We start from the raw sequence: 14,554 nt of genomic DNA, 5'->3' as shown, positions 1-14,554 counted from the left end.
TCTGTGCGAAATTTGATTCTTGTTGGACCGATGGGGGCTGGTAAAAGCACCATCGGCCGGTTGCTGGCCAAAGAGCTGCGCCTGCCGTTCAAAGATTCCGATAAGGAAATTGAATTGCGCACGGGCGCCAATATCCCGTGGATTTTCGATAAGGAAGGCGAGCCGGGCTTTCGTGACCGCGAGCAGGCGATGATTGCCGAGCTGTGCGCGTTCGACGGCGTGGTGTTGGCGACCGGCGGCGGCGCGGTGATGCGCGAAGCCAATCGTCGAGCGCTGCACGCCGGTGGGCGGGTGGTGTATCTGCATGCGTCTGTCGAGCAGCAGGTCGGCCGAACGGCTCGCGACCGCAATCGGCCGCTGTTGCGCACCGCCGACCCGGCCAAGACCCTGCGGGACTTGCTGGCAATCCGTGATCCGCTGTATCGGGAGATCGCCGACCTGGTGGTGGAAACCGATGAGCGGCCACCGCGGATGGTGGTGCTCGATATCCTCGACCGCTTGCAGCAACTACCTCCCCGTTAATGCGCGGCGCGAAATGCGCTATCCTCGGCGTCCTGTCGCAGCCGCTCAAGGTTGTGGCGGCTGGCTACCGAACGGCGTCACACCAGCAGACGCCATGGAATTCGTAAACTCAAGGCAGGATGCCTGATTCCATCTTCACTGTGGGGACACATGCAGACACTCAAGGTCGATCTAGGCGAGCGCAGCTACCCGATTCACATTGGCGAAGGTTTGTTGGATCAGCCTGAGCTACTGGCCCCGCATATCCGCGGGCGGCAAGTAGCGATCATCTCCAACGAGACCGTCGCGCCGCTCTACCTCGAGCGTCTGACCCGCAGCCTCGCGCAGTTCTCGGTGATTTCTGTGGTGCTGCCCGACGGCGAAGCCTTCAAGACCTGGGAAACCCTGCAACTGATTTTCGACGGCCTGCTGACTGCGCGGCATGATCGCCGCACCACGGTAATCGCCTTGGGGGGCGGCGTGATCGGTGACATGGCCGGTTTTGCGGCCGCCTGCTACCAGCGTGGCGTGGATTTCATCCAGGTACCGACCACATTGTTGTCGCAAGTCGACTCCTCCGTTGGCGGCAAGACCGGGATCAATCACCCGCTGGGCAAGAACATGGTCGGCGCCTTCTATCAGCCCAACGTGGTGCTGATCGATACCGCCACCCTCAAAACCCTGCCGCCGCGCGAACTGTCCGCGGGGCTGGCGGAAGTCATCAAATACGGGCTGATCTGCGATGAGCCATTCCTGACCTGGCTCGAAGAAAACGTCGATCGCCTGCGAGCGTTGGACCAGACCGCCCTGACTTACGCCATCGAACGCTCCTGCGCGGCCAAGGCTGCGGTGGTCGGTGCCGACGAGAAAGAGACGGGCGTGCGTGCCACGTTGAACCTGGGCCACACCTTCGGCCACGCGATCGAAACCCATATGGGCTATGGTGTCTGGCTTCATGGTGAAGCAGTCGCTGCTGGGACCGTAATGGCTTTGGAAATGTCTGCGCGCCTGGGCTGGATCAACGAACAGGAGCGTGATCGCGGTATTCGTCTGTTCCAGCGTGCCGGCCTGCCGGTCATTCCGCCGGAAGAGATGACCGAAGCCGATTTTCTCGAACACATGGCAATTGACAAGAAAGTGATCGACGGTCGTTTGCGCCTGGTGCTGCTGCGCCACATGGGCGAAGCAGTGGTGACCGACGATTATCCGAAAGAGATTTTACAGGCCACGTTAGGGGCGGATTACCGCGCCCTGGCTCAGCTTAAAGGTTAATAAGATCCCGATGACTAGTTTGCATGCCGACGAGGCTTTCCTCGGCCATTACCAGTTAAGTCATGACCCTTTCGCTCCACGGGTGCCTGGCTTCAAATTTTTCCCGGCCCAGCGCAAGCCGGTGCTGGGGCAACTGCATCATCTGGCCCGTTACAGCCAGTTGTTGCTGGTGGTCACTGGCCCTCAAGGCAGCGGCAAAACCCTGTTGCGTCAGGCCCTGGTGGCCAGCACCAACAAACAGTCAGTGCAGAGCGTGGTGGTTTCCGCCCGTGGCGCCGGCGATGCAGCGGGTGTGCTGCGTCAAGTGGCTCAGGCGCTGAACGTCGAGCAGGTCGAAATCGGCGCAATCCTGGCCCAAGTGGTACAGCTTGCCCTTACGGGGCAGGAAGTCTATTTGCTGGTGGATGATGCCGAGCAACTCGACGAATCGGCGCTGGAGGCCTTGCTGGCTTTGGCTGCGGGTGCGCCGGAAGGTCGCCCGCACGTGTTCCTGTTTGGCGAGTCCTCGCTGATCGCTCAGCTTGACGCGCTGAGCCTCGAGGAAGAGCGTTTCCACGTCATCGAATTGCAGCCTTACACCGAAGAAGAAACCCGCGAATATCTGGATCAGCGGCTTGAAGGCGCTGGCCGGGGTATCGAACTTTTCACCGCGGATCAGATCTCTGATATTCACGAAAGCTCCGACGGTTGGCCTGGCACTATCAACCAGGTCGCCCGCGATGCAATGATCGAAGCCATGATTGCCAGCCGCTCAGCGGTGAAGCGTCCAAGTATGGGGTTCAACATGCCGAAGAAACACGTATTGGCGATTTCCGCCGTTGTCGTGGTCGCGGTAGCCGCCGCCTGGTTGATGCCGGGTCGCAGCAAAGCACCGACCACCGGCGCACCTGCCAACGAACAGGCGCAACTGCCGCTGGGCCAGGGCACGCCACAACCTGACAGCGGTGGCGCTCCATCCGTCGAATTTGCCGGTAATTCGCAACCGATGCCGTTGCCATTGGTCGGCAGCTCGCAGCCGGTGATGCGTGGCCCGTTGGCCGAAGCGGCCGGTGGTATCACCGAAGGCGACGACGGCGTGCCGGTCGAAGGTTCCAGCGCTACACCGCCAACCGTGACCACGACTGCGCCGCCTGCCGGCATCCAGCCGGGCCCTGCGCCAACGCCTGCCGCCAAACCGGTTCCAGCGCCGACTCAGGTCGCGACAGCCAAGCCAGCGCCTGCACCTGTTGCCAAACCGGCTCCAGCGCCCGCCAAGCCGGTCGCCGCCGCCAAACCTGCCGAGAAGCCCGTCGTCGTGGCCAAAGCCGCCGGTGGCAGCTGGTACGCAGGCCAGGCGCCGGGTAATTACGTGGTGCAAATCCTAGGCACCAGCTCTGAATCGGCCGCGCAAAGCTTCGTCAAAGAGCAGGGCGGCGAGTACCGTTATTTCAAGAAAGTACTCAACGGCAAGCCGCTTTACGTCATCACCTACGGTAGCTTCGCTAACCGCGATGCAGCCATTACCGCCATCAAGGCCTTGCCAGCGAAGGTTCAGGCTGGTAAACCTTGGCCTCGCACTGTCGCCAGCGTCCAACAGGAACTGGCAACAACTCGCTGAAGATTCGGCGGCCTTACCCAGGCCGCCTCTCCAAGCACCTCAAAATTTCTACAAGCGCATGCCGTCTCTACAGACCGCGTGCCTTGTGGTGTCTGCGTCACAGTAGTCTTTGAGTCGTTGCGGTCAAAATTAAAAAAGTTTTGACTAGCACAGCATATCGCTTTAAACCTTTCACAAATGCGACATAGATTTGCGACATTTCGTCGTCAAATTTGTGAGCCTCTGTGTCGGTGTGTACAATGACCTCCCTTTTGCCCCCGCAAAGCTGGCGTACGTTCGGCGTGGATGGTAACTGGCTGAATTGAAAAGAAATTTGCCTCGACAAGAGGCAGCCTGGTGAGAAAGTGTCTATGAAAGCAGGTCTGTACCAACCAGATGAATTCAAGGATAACTGCGGTTTCGGCCTGATAGCCCATATGCAGGGCGAGCCCAGTCATACCCTTTTGCAAACGGCCATTGAGGCCCTGACCTGCATGACCCACCGCGGTGGGATCAACGCCGACGGCAAGACCGGTGACGGTTGCGGTCTGCTGATTCAAAAGCCGGATGTGTTCCTGCGTGCCATCGCCCAGGAAACCTTCGGCGTCGAATTGCCTAAGCAATATGCCGTGGGCATGGTCTTCTTCAACCAGGATCCGGTCAAAGCCGAAGCCGCTCGCGAGAACATGAACCGCGAGATCCTGGCCGAAGGCCTGACCCTGGTCGGCTGGCGCAAAGTGCCGATCGACACCAGTGTCCTCGGCCGCCTGGCCCTCGAGCGCCTGCCACAGATCGAACAAGTGTTCATCGGCGGTGAAGGCCTGAGTGATCAGGACATGGCGATCAAGCTGTTCAGCGCCCGTCGTCGTTCGTCCGTAGCCAACGCCGCCGACGTCGATCACTACATCTGCAGCTTTTCCCACAAGACCATTATTTATAAAGGCCTGATGATGCCGGCGGATTTGACCGCCTTCTATCCAGACCTGAGCGACCAGCGCCTGCAAACTTCGATTTGCGTGTTCCACCAGCGCTTTTCGACCAACACGCTGCCGAAATGGCCGCTGGCGCAGCCGTTCCGCTTCCTCGCCCACAACGGCGAGATCAACACCATCACCGGCAACCGCAACTGGGCCGTGGCCCGTCGCACCAAGTTCACCAATGATCTGATGGATCTGGAAGAACTCGGCCCGCTGGTGAACCGTGTAGGCTCCGACTCCTCCAGCATGGACAATATGCTCGAGTTGATGGTCACCGGTGGCATCGACCTGTTCCGTGGCGTGCGGATGATCATTCCGCCTGCGTGGCAGAACGTCGAAACCATGGACCCGGATCTGCGTGCGTTCTACGAATACAACTCGATGCACATGGAACCGTGGGACGGCCCGGCTGGCGTGGTAATGACTGACGGTCGTTACGCGGTGTGCCTGCTCGACCGTAACGGTCTGCGTCCGGCGCGTTGGGTCACCACCAAGAACGGTTTCATCACCCTGGCCTCGGAAATCGGTGTCTGGAACTACCAGCCTGAAGACGTGATCGCCAAGGGTCGCGTAGGGCCGGGCCAGATCTTTGCCGTGGACACCGAAACCGGTCAGATCCTCGACACCGACGCCATCGACAACCGCTTGAAGTCCCGTCATCCGTACAAGCAATGGCTGCGCAAGAATGCCCTGCGCATCCAGGCGACCATGGAAGACAACGACCATGGTTCGGCGTTCTACGACGTCGATCAGCTCAAGCAGTACATGAAGATGTATCAGGTTACGTTCGAAGAGCGCGACCAGGTGCTGCGTCCGCTCGGCGAGCAAGGCTACGAAGCCGTAGGTTCGATGGGCGACGATACGCCGATGGCCGTGCTGTCCCAGCGCGTACGCACGCCGTACGACTATTTCCGTCAGCAGTTCGCGCAGGTCACCAACCCGCCGATCGACCCGCTGCGCGAAGCCATCGTCATGTCGCTGGAAGTCTGCCTCGGTGCCGAGCGCAACATCTTCCAGGAGTCGCCGGAACACGCCTCGCGTGTGATCCTCAGCTCGCCGGTCGTTTCCCCGGCCAAATGGCGCTCGCTGATGAACCTCGATCGCCCAGGCTTCGAGCGTCAGATCATCGACCTCAACTACGATGAGAGCGTCGGCCTCGAAGCAGCGGTGCGTAACGTAGCCGATCAGGCTGAAGAGGCCGTGCGCGCCGGTCGCACCCAGATCGTGCTGAGTGACCGCCACATCGCCCCGGGCAAGTTGCCGATCCACGCTTCGCTCGCCACCGGCGCGGTGCACCACCGCCTGACCGAAAAAGGCCTGCGTTGCGACTCCAACATTCTGGTGGAAACCGCTACCGCTCGCGATCCGCATCACTTCGCGGTGCTGATCGGGTTCGGCGCCTCGGCGGTCTATCCGTTCCTGGCCTACGAAGTGCTGGGCGACCTGATCCGCACCGGTGAAGTGCTGGGCGACCTCTATGAGGTGTTCAAGAACTACCGCAAAGGCATCACCAAAGGCCTGCTCAAGATCCTGTCGAAGATGGGCATCTCGACCATCACCTCGTACCGCGGTGCGCAGCTGTTCGAAGCCATCGGCCTGTCCGAAGAAGTCTGCGAACTGAGCTTCCGTGGCGTGCCAAGCCGCATCAAGGGTGCGCGCTTCGTCGACATCGAAGCCGAGCAGAAAGCCCTGGCGGCCGAAGCCTGGAGCCCGCGCAAGCCGATCCAGCAGGGCGGCCTGCTGAAGTTCGTCCACGGTGGCGAATATCACGCCTACAACCCGGACGTGGTCAGCACCCTGCAAGCCGCTGTGCAGCAGGGCGACTACAGCAAGTTCAAGGAATACACGGCGCTGGTGGACAACCGTCCGGTGTCGATGATCCGCGACCTGTTCAAGGTCAAGACCCTGGATACGCCGCTGGACATCAGCGAGATCGAACCGCTGGAATCGGTGCTCAAGCGCTTCGACTCCGCAGGTATCTCTTTGGGCGCATTGTCGCCGGAAGCTCACGAAGCCCTGGCCGAAGCCATGAACCGCCTCGGCGCGCGTTCGAACTCCGGCGAAGGCGGCGAAGACCCTGCGCGCTACGGCACCATCAAGAGCTCGAAAATCAAGCAGGTCGCCACTGGCCGTTTCGGTGTGACCCCGGAATATCTGGTTAACGCTGAAGTGCTGCAGATCAAAGTCGCTCAGGGCGCGAAGCCGGGCGAAGGTGGTCAGTTGCCGGGCGGCAAGGTCAACGGTCTGATCGCCAAGCTGCGTTATGCAGTGCCGGGCGTGACCCTGATTTCGCCTCCGCCGCACCACGACATCTATTCGATCGAAGATTTGTCGCAGCTGATTTTCGACCTGAAACAAGTCAACCCGAAGGCACTGGTCTCGGTGAAGCTGGTTGCAGAAGCCGGCGTCGGCACCATCGCTGCCGGTGTGGCCAAGGCCTACGCGGACTTGATCACCATTTCCGGCTACGACGGCGGCACCGGTGCATCGCCACTGACCTCGATCAAATACGCGGGCGCACCGTGGGAACTCGGCCTGGCCGAAACCCACCAGACCCTGCGCGGTAACGACCTGCGCGGCAAGGTCCGGGTGCAGACCGACGGCGGCCTGAAAACCGGCCTCGATGTGATCAAGGCGGCGATCCTTGGCGCTGAAAGCTTCGGCTTCGGCACCGCGCCAATGATCGCGCTGGGCTGCAAATACCTGCGTATTTGCCACCTGAACAACTGCGCCACCGGCGTCGCGACTCAGAACGAGAAGCTGCGCAAGGATCACTACATCGGTACCGTCGACATGGTGGTGAATTTCTTCACCTACGTCGCCGAAGAAACCCGTGAGTGGCTGGCCAAGCTGGGCGTGCGCTCCCTCGAAGAGCTGATCGGCCGTACTGATCTGCTGGAAATCCTAGAAGGCCAGACCGCCAAGCAAAACCACCTGGACCTGACCCCGTTGCTGGGCAGCGATCACATCCCGGCAGACAAGCCTCAGTTCTGCCAGGTCGACCGCAACCCGCCGTTCGACAAAGGCCTGCTGGCCGAGAAGATGGTCGACTTGGCCACTTCGGCCATCAACGACATGAGCGGCGCCGATTTCGCTCTGGATATCTGCAACTGCGACCGTTCCATTGGCGCACGGATCTCCGGTGAAATTGCTCGCAAGCATGGCAACCAGGGGATGGCCAACGCGCCGATCACCTTCCGCTTCAAAGGCACGGCGGGTCAGAGCTTCGGTGTGTGGAACGCCGGCGGCCTGAACATGTACCTGGAAGGCGATGCCAACGACTATGTCGGCAAAGGCATGACTGGCGGCAAGCTGGTCATCGTTCCGCCGAAGGGCAGCATTTACAAGACTCAGGACAGTGCCATTATCGGCAACACCTGCCTGTATGGCGCCACCGGGGGCAAGCTGTTCGCCGCCGGTACCGCGGGTGAGCGTTTCGCGGTGCGTAACTCCGGTGCTCACACTGTCGTGGAAGGCACTGGCGATCACTGCTGCGAGTACATGACCGGTGGTTTCGTCTGCGTGTTGGGCAAGACCGGTTACAACTTCGGCTCCGGCATGACCGGCGGTTTCGCCTACGTGCTCGACCAGGACAACACCTTCGTTGACCGGGTCAACCACGAACTGGTGGAAATCCAGCGGATCAGCGGTGAGGCGATGGAAGCCTATCGCAGCCACCTGCAACGCGTGCTGAACGAATACGTCGAGGAAACCGACAGCGAGTGGGGTCGTGAACTCGCCGAAAACCTCGATGACTACGTGCGCCGTTTCTGGCTGGTCAAGCCAAAGGCTGCCAACCTGAAATCGTTGCTTTCCAGCACCCGTGCCAACCCGCAGTGATATGCGCCTGAAGAGTTTGATGAGGTTTTAACAATGGCTGAACGTCTGAATAACGACTTCCAGTTCATCGATGTCGGGCGCAAGGATCCGAAGAAGAAACTGTTGCGTCAACGCAAGAAAGAGTTCGTGGAAATCTACGAACCGTTCAAACCCCAGCAGTCGGCCGACCAGGCCCACCGCTGCCTGGGTTGCGGTAACCCGTATTGCGAATGGAAGTGCCCGGTGCACAACTTCATTCCGAACTGGCTGAAACTGGTGGCCGAGGGCAACATCCTCCAGGCCGCCGAGCTGTCGCACCAGACCAACACCCTGCCGGAAGTGTGCGGCCGGGTGTGCCCGCAGGACCGTCTGTGCGAGGGTGCCTGCACCCTCAACGACGGCTTCGGCGCGGTGACCATCGGTTCGGTGGAGAAGTACATCACCGACACGGCGTTCGCCATGGGCTGGCGCCCGGACATGTCCAAGGTCAAGCCGACCGGCAAGCGTGTTGCGGTAATTGGCGCTGGCCCTGCCGGCCTGGGCTGTGCCGACGTGCTGGTACGTGGTGGCGTGACTCCGGTGGTGTTCGACAAGAACCCGGAAATCGGTGGCTTGCTGACCTTCGGCATTCCCGAGTTCAAGCTGGAAAAGACCGTGCTGAGCAATCGCCGCGAAGTCTTCACCGGCATGGGCATCGAGTTCCGCCTGAACACCGAAATCGGCAAGGACGTGACCATCGAGCAATTGCTCGAAGAATACGATGCCGTGTTCATGGGCATGGGCACCTACACCTACATGAAGGGCGGCTTTGCCGGTGAAGATCTGCCGGGCGTGTATGACGCGCTGGACTTCCTGATCGCCAACGTCAACCGCAACCTGGGCTTTGAAAAGTCGCCGGAAGATTTCGTCGACATGAAAGGCAAGAAGGTTGTGGTGCTGGGTGGCGGCGACACGGCGATGGACTGCAACCGTACTTCGATTCGTCAGGGCGCCAAGTCGGTGACCTGTGCCTATCGCCGTGACGAAGCGAACATGCCGGGCTCGCGCAAAGAGGTGAAGAACGCCAAGGAAGAAGGCGTGAAATTCCTCTACAACCGCCAGCCGATCGCTATCGTGGGTGAAGATCGTGTCGAAGGCGTGAAGGTGGTCGAGACCCGTCTCGGCGAACCGGACGCCCGTGGCCGCCGTAGCCCCGAGCCGATCCCGGGTTCCGAAGAAATCATCCCGGCTGATGCCGTGGTCATCGCGTTCGGTTTCCGTCCAAGCCCGGCGTCGTGGTTCGAGCAGTTCAGCATCCAGACCGACAGCCAGGGCCGCGTCGTGGCGCCGGAACAAGGTCAGTACAAGCACCAGACCAGCAACCCGAAAATCTTCGCCGGTGGCGACATGGTTCGCGGTTCTGACCTGGTGGTAACGGCGATCTTCGAAGGCCGTAATGCCGCTGAAGGGATTCTGGATTACCTGGGCGTCTGATCACTCTCCAGAAGTGAAATGCGGTCAAATGTGGGAGCGAGCTTGCTCGCGAAGGCGGTGTAACAGTCAATATTGATGTCGACTGACTCACCGCTTTCGCGAGCAAGCCCGCTCCCACATTGGTTTTGTGGTGTTGCCAAGGCTGTGTTCACCGCGACAAATTGACCCGATAGACAAAAGGAACGGCTCTTGCCGTGCCTTTTGCGTCGCGCTCTGAGAAAATGCCCGCACTTTTTTTCCGGATGCCGACATGACTGCCCTGAAGAACGACCGTTTCCTTCGCGCCCTGCTCAAGCAACCCGTAGACGTCACCCCCGTGTGGATGATGCGTCAGGCCGGTCGCTACCTGCCTGAATACCGCGCCAGCCGTGCCAAGGCCGGCGACTTCATGAGCCTGTGCATGAACCCGGCGTTCGCTTGCGAAGTCACGATGCAACCGCTCGACCGCTATCCGCAACTGGACGCGGCGATCCTGTTCTCCGACATCCTCACCATCCCGGACGCCATGGGCCAGGGCCTGTACTTCGAGACCGGTGAAGGTCCGCGTTTCAAGAAAGTCGTCAGCACCCTGGCCGACATCGAAGCCCTGCCGATTCCTGATCCGCACAAAGATCTCGGCTACGTCATGGACGCGGTCAGCACCATCCGTCGCGAACTGAACGGCCGCGTGCCGCTGATCGGCTTCTCCGGCAGCCCATGGACCCTGGCCACCTACATGGTCGAAGGCGGTTCGTCGAAAGACTTCCGCAAGACCAAGGCCATGCTCTACGACAACCCGCAAGCCATGCACCTGTTGCTGGACAAGCTTGCGCAGTCGGTTACCAGTTACCTCAACGGCCAGATCATGGCTGGTGCGCAAGCGGTGCAGATCTTCGACACTTGGGGTGGCAATCTCTCCGCTGCGGCCTATCAGGAATTCTCCCTGGCCTACATGCGCAAAATCGTCAGCGGCCTGATCCGCGAACACGAAGGCCGTAAGGTTCCGGTCATCCTGTTTACCAAGAATGGCGGCCTGTGGCTGGAAAGCATCGCTGACGCTGGCGCTGATGCGTTGGGCCTGGATTGGACTTGCGACATTGGCGAAGCCCGCCAGCGTGTCGGTAGCAAAGTCGCCTTGCAAGGCAACATGGACCCGACCGTGCTTTACGCCAAGCCAGAAGCCATCCGCACCGAAGTCGGCCGGATCCTCGCCAGCTACGGCAAGGGCAGCGGCCACGTGTTCAATCTCGGCCACGGCATTACGCCTGAAGTCGACCCGGAGCATGCTGGCGCCTTCCTGCGTGCGGTACATGAACTGTCGGCGCAGTATCACGAGTAATCGTGACCCGATAAAAAACGCCCGGCTTATGCCGGGCGTTTTTGTTTGTGGTTCAGAAAATGAGAAGTGGATGCAGTTCATTGTGGGAGCGGGCTTGCCCGCGATGGCGTCATTTCTTACAGCACATGTGTTGGACCGACCATCGCTATCGCGGGCAAGCCCGCTCCCACAGGGTTGTGCGTCACGCTTTCAAATTTTCCAACGGCGGCAACTTCGCCAGCTTCAACGCCACCAACAGCGCAATCACCAACAACCCACCAATAAACAACCCGATCCCGTTCCAGCCACCCAAGTGCCAGGCCACTCCGCCCGCCGTACCCGCGATACTCGACCCGGCGTAATAGCTGAACAGGTACAGCGACGACGCCTGTCCTCTGGCCTTGATCGCACGCCGACCAATCCAGCTACTGGCCACCGAATGCGCCCCGAAGAAGCCGAAGGTAAAGATCAGCATGCCGAGAATCACCAGCAGTAACGGCGTGAACATGGTCAGGGCGATGCCCGCGAGCATGACCACAATGGTTGCCCAGAGCACTTTGCGCCGCCCGAGTTGGTCGGCCAGGGCGCCGATTTTCGCCGAGCTGTAGATGCCCGACAGGTACACCACTGAGAGTAGCCCGACGAAGGCCTGGTCCATGCGATACGGCTCGGCCAGCAAGCGATAACCGATGTAGTTGAACAGCGTGACGAACGCGCCCATCAGCACAAAAGCTTCGACAAACAACAACGGCAGACCGGCGTCGCGAAAGTGCATGGTGAAGCCGTCCAGCAAGCTGCGCGGATGCAGTGAACGGGCACGGAAGTTGCGCGATTCCGGGAGGATCTTCCAGAACACCGCTGCGGCAATCAGCGCCAGGCCACCGATGACCAGCATCGCCGCGTGCCAGCTGACGAAGTCGATCAATACACCGACGATCAACCGTCCACACATGCCGCCGATGGCATTGCCTCCGATGTATAACCCCATGGCCAGACCAAGGTGCTGCGGATGGATTTCTTCGCTGAGGTAAGTCATTGCGACCGCCGCCAGACCGCTCAACGACAGCCCCACCAGCGCCCGCATCACCAGCACGCCTTGCCAGCTCGGGATCATTGCGCTGGCCATGGTGCAGAGAGCGGCGGCGAACAGCGCGGCGACCATCACCGGCTTACGCCCGATGCGATCAGAGATGGGACCGGTAATCAGCAAGCCGATGGCGAGCATACCGGTGGCGACCGACAGGATCAGGCTGCTCTGGGCCGCGTTGATGGAAAACTCGCGGGACAGCAGCGGCATCATCGGCTGCACGCAATACAGCAGGGCAAAGGTCGCGAAGCCGCCGGAGAACAGCGCCAGCACCGTGCGCATGAACATCGGCGTGCCTTTTTCGATGTAGATCTCGCTTAGTTCGGCGACGACATCGTCCAGCGCAGTGGGCGGAACTTCATGGGCGAGTGGGGCGACAGCAGTTTTCACTTCGGACCTCGGAGGGGCGCAGCCGGTCAGGCAAAGAAAAAATCATATAGCCGCCTAATGATTCAATCCAATATATTGTTCGACCTGTTTGATAGGTTTGACGACCTAATGGAGTTTTCATGGAATTGCGCCACCTGCGCTACTTCATCGCCGTCGCCGAAGAACTGCATTTCGGCCGCGCCGCTCAGGTGCTGGGCATCTCGCAACCGCCCCTGAGCCAGCAGATTCAGGCGCTGGAGCAGGAGGTCGGTGCGCGGCTTTTCGAGCGTACCAATCGTCGGGTCGAACTCAGCGAGGCCGGTCGGCTGTTTCTGGAAGAGGCGCGATTGGTACTGGCTCAGGTCGACAAAGCGGCGGACGTTGCGCGGCGGGCACAACTCGGAGAGTTGGGTGAGTTGAAGATCGGCTTCACCTCGTCGGCGCCGTTCAACTCGACCATCCCCCAGGCGATCTTTTCGTTTCGCCAGCGTTTTCCGGCGGTGCATCTGCACCTGCGGGAAATGAGCAGCACCCAAGTGGCTGATGCGCTGGTTGATGAGTCGATTGAAGTCGGCATCATGCGACCGCTGGGGTTGCCGGATTCGCTCAGCGTGGTGGAACTGATGCGCGAGCCACTGGTGGCGGTGCTCAGTTCCAAGCACCCTTTAGTGACCGATAGCGAGGAAGGCTTGTTTCTGTCGGCTCTGGCGCTCGAACCATTCGTATTTTTCCCACGCAGTTATGGCAGTGGTCTGTACGCACAATTACTCAGTCTGGCGCGAGATGCCGGCTTCAGCCCTCACTTCGCCCAGGAGGCTGGCGAGGCGATGACGATTATCGGATTGGTGGCGGCAGGTTTGGGGGTGTCGGTGTTGCCGGCGTCGTATCAGCGGATGCGTATTGATGGCGTGGTCTACCGCCCGTTGCTCGATCCGGAAGCGGTGTCGGCGGTGTGGCTGGTGCAGCGCAAGGATCAGAAGTCGCCGATGGCCAAGGCGTTTGTGGAGTTGTTGACGCGTAAGGTTGAACCGTTAACACCATGACAGCGAGCGCCCGAAAGAGGGACATTTCAGGTTACGGATCTGCCTTGGTTATTTACCCGATTCTTGCGCAGAATCGTTTTTTTTTCGATGAGTGCCATGGATGTCACTTCGATATCAACCCAAGGAAGGCAGCGTTCTGATTTGCGACTTCAGGGGTTATGAAGTCCCTGAGATGATCAAGGTCAGACCTGTTGTCGTAATACGCAAACACAGGACCAATAGTTTGTTGGTGACAGTCGTACCCCTGAGCACCACCGCCCCGGACTGTGTACTTGATCATCATCTGAAGCTTGCGAGTCATCTGCACGGAGCCAGTCCGATCTGCTGGGCAAAATGCGACATGGTTGCGACGGTAAGTCTTTCCAGACTGGACCGGATCAAAAGCCGGGATCGTCAGGGAAAGCGTATTTATCTCATTTCACAACTTGCAATAGATGAGTTTTTTGCAATCAAAGCCGCAGTACGTAGCGCTCTTGGTCTGTGATGGCACTAAAGGTGGCTCGACCGGCGAATTGCCAGCCGTTGCCGTGCGTTCAATTTAAAGCAATACTGCTGATGTTCCCGAAAGGGGCTTGTGAGACTCTGAGGATCCTGGGCAACCAGCCATCGCAGAGCCAGACAGGTAAATGGCAATGACAAGCCGACCTGTTTGTGAAAGGGCGCCGAAAGGCGCCCTTTGTCGTTTCTGGTGTTACTGAACCTTCGCCAAATCCCCTTTCAACGCAACCCCCGCCATAAGCGCCCCAGCGTGGCACTCATAGGTCTTGGCATCCTTGCGCTCATTTTTCTTGTAGAAGCTGACGATGTTGGTCACGGCGTTGGCGCCGGCGCTCTTCGCTGCCTGGTGCAGGCTGATGATTGCCGATTGCGCGACCCATTCGCAGGCCACTTCGTCAGACTTGTTGAAGGCGTTGGTTTTCTTGTTGGTCACGGCACCCGCGCTGAGTACGGTGACGTTGCCAGTCGGTGTATTGCCTGCCAGGTAGAATTTCACGCTGCCATCGATTTTGCCGGCGCGGGTTGCTTCGGCGACTGCTTTGTCAAAAGGCAGATACACCGCGGTGTCGCGGGCCTGGCTGATGCCCGGCAATGCGCAGATCAGCAGGGTGGCGGCAGCGAGTTTCTTGAAGTGCATGGAGG

The 14,554-nt window shown here is 59.9% G+C and carries 10 protein-coding genes; 8 read left to right on the top strand and 2 right to left on the bottom strand.

Annotation, left to right across the window (positions count from 1 at the left end):
* The first annotated feature begins 3 nt into the window (after positions 1-3).
* From aroK to hemE, 6 genes are all read left to right on the top strand, one after another.
* On the top strand, positions 4-522 hold the full coding sequence (gene aroK / locus PSH88_RS28295) for a shikimate kinase AroK (protein ID WP_201121330.1): 519 nt from the start codon (positions 4-6) through the stop codon (positions 520-522).
* A gap of 150 nt (positions 523-672) precedes the next feature.
* Complete coding sequence (gene aroB / locus PSH88_RS28290) at positions 673-1,773, top strand: 3-dehydroquinate synthase (RefSeq protein ID WP_305483424.1); 1,101 nt, start codon at positions 673-675, stop codon at positions 1,771-1,773.
* 10 nt (positions 1,774-1,783) lie between these two features.
* On the top strand, positions 1,784-3,370 hold the full coding sequence (locus PSH88_RS28285; protein WP_305424042.1) for an SPOR domain-containing protein: 1,587 nt from the start codon (positions 1,784-1,786) through the stop codon (positions 3,368-3,370).
* A 350-nt stretch (positions 3,371-3,720) separates the two neighbouring features.
* Entirely contained in the window at positions 3,721-8,166 is a 4,446-nt protein-coding gene (gene gltB / locus PSH88_RS28280) for a glutamate synthase large subunit (protein WP_305424040.1), read from the top strand.
* A gap of 33 nt (positions 8,167-8,199) precedes the next feature.
* A complete protein-coding gene (locus PSH88_RS28275; protein WP_048396075.1) occupies positions 8,200-9,618 on the top strand; it encodes an FAD-dependent oxidoreductase in 1,419 nt (472 codons plus the stop codon).
* 250 nt (positions 9,619-9,868) lie between these two features.
* A complete protein-coding gene (gene hemE, locus PSH88_RS28270) occupies positions 9,869-10,936 on the top strand; it encodes a uroporphyrinogen decarboxylase (protein ID WP_305424037.1) in 1,068 nt (355 codons plus the stop codon).
* Between the two features lie 181 nt (positions 10,937-11,117).
* Here hemE and PSH88_RS28265 read toward each other — a convergent pair whose 3' ends face one another.
* Positions 11,118-12,344 (bottom strand): MFS transporter, encoded by a 1,227-nt coding sequence (locus PSH88_RS28265; RefSeq protein WP_370694723.1) that lies wholly within the window; start codon positions 12,342-12,344, stop codon positions 11,118-11,120.
* A gap of 167 nt (positions 12,345-12,511) precedes the next feature.
* Between PSH88_RS28265 and PSH88_RS28260 the strand changes: the two genes are divergently transcribed.
* Positions 12,512-13,414, top strand: coding sequence for a LysR family transcriptional regulator (locus PSH88_RS28260; protein ID WP_305424035.1), 903 nt, complete (start codon positions 12,512-12,514; stop codon positions 13,412-13,414).
* A 100-nt stretch (positions 13,415-13,514) separates the two neighbouring features.
* Positions 13,515-13,898 (top strand): type II toxin-antitoxin system PemK/MazF family toxin, encoded by a 384-nt coding sequence (locus PSH88_RS28255; protein WP_348529747.1) that lies wholly within the window; start codon positions 13,515-13,517, stop codon positions 13,896-13,898.
* Positions 13,899-14,105: 207 nt separating this feature from the next.
* Here the strand turns inward: PSH88_RS28255 and PSH88_RS28250 are convergent, their stop codons facing one another.
* The gene (locus tag PSH88_RS28250; RefSeq protein WP_305424034.1) at positions 14,106-14,549 is read right to left on the bottom strand and encodes an excinuclease; all 444 of its coding nucleotides are present in this window, start codon (positions 14,547-14,549) and stop codon (positions 14,106-14,108) included.
* Positions 14,550-14,554: the final 5 nt, after the last annotated feature.

The sequence above is a fragment of the Pseudomonas wuhanensis genome, assembly GCF_030687395.1.
Taxonomy (GTDB): Bacteria; Pseudomonadota; Gammaproteobacteria; order Pseudomonadales; family Pseudomonadaceae; genus Aquipseudomonas; species Aquipseudomonas wuhanensis.
This window is presented reverse-complemented; position numbering and strand designations above follow the sequence as displayed.